Annotated in this window: 2 protein-coding genes; both read right to left on the bottom strand. The window is 41.5% G+C overall.

What is annotated here, in order from left to right:
- Positions 1–66 precede the first annotated feature (66 nt).
- Complete coding sequence (locus ACFIKG_RS09535; protein ID WP_375632743.1) at positions 67–216, bottom strand: hypothetical protein; 150 nt, start codon at positions 214–216, stop codon at positions 67–69.
- Positions 217–297: 81 nt separating this feature from the next.
- Entirely contained in the window at positions 298–774 is a 477-nt protein-coding gene (locus ACFIKG_RS09540) for a hypothetical protein (RefSeq protein WP_273791330.1), read from the bottom strand.
- Positions 775–846 lie beyond the last annotated feature (72 nt).

Here is an 846-nt window from a genome sequence, read left to right on the forward strand (position 1 = left end):
CGTCCGCCTTCTATGCTATCTGTCACCGCTGTGGAGGTCTGAACAGAGGCTTCTGTTTTCTCAGTTTTAAAGCCCACTGTCATACTTGCCAGATGCGCCAGCCTCGGTCAAACCGCTTAACGTATCCTGTGGATTGCCCCACGACTTTGGCTTCAAAATACGCATCCCCCGTAATGAAACCTCACCTGCCTTATTGTCGACTATCTTAAACACCAAATTAAAAGTGCCCGTTGCGTGGATAAAGAAGGAGACGGCTTTGATCCTCTACTTCATTCGTGATTTTATCCAACGACCTTTTTAACGATGGGGAGGACGCTTTGGTGATCGCTTTTGTAAAGCTTTTTGCTTTTGCTGACGTTTTCTTTCATCCTCAAAATGCGTTAGTAAAGCGCGTTCCTGTTTCGTTTTGTTGGTCACACCAAAGGTATCATTGTCCATAAATTGCTGATATCCAGCTAGCATCAAATTAGCTAAAAACGAGTCACTTTTCAGAGGTTGTACAAAATAAAGCCCTTTTGAATCTTGCAATTTATACCGGAAACCTGCTTTTTTCATGCACTCATAAACTGAGGCAAATTCACTCGCATACGAATTCATATCACTAGAAGAAGCATAAACCGGTTTCCAGCCACATTTTGATAAGGATTGTTGGATCATCGCTTTATCGACACCTGGTTTTTCCCATAATGCTAAAGTTGATGGAGGAGGTTGGTTAACACATCCAGCTGTATTTAAGAGAGCTATGCAACTCAATAGTTTTAAGATTTTCTTCATTTTTCCCCTCTTTCAATGGATTTATTTACGATAAAACAGCTCATAAGCCTGTTGATATTTCCTGTCACCGCT

This window comes from Bartonella sp. LB28NMGDW (assembly GCF_042194435.1).
Classification (GTDB): domain Bacteria; phylum Pseudomonadota; class Alphaproteobacteria; order Rhizobiales; family Rhizobiaceae; genus Bartonella; species Bartonella grahamii.

Bases quoted from the DNA above. Each gene is read 5' to 3' on its own strand.
- ACFIKG_RS09540 (WP_273791330.1), bottom strand. From the start codon at position 774: ATGAAGAAAATCTTAAAACTATTGAGTTGCATAGCTCTCTTAAATACA.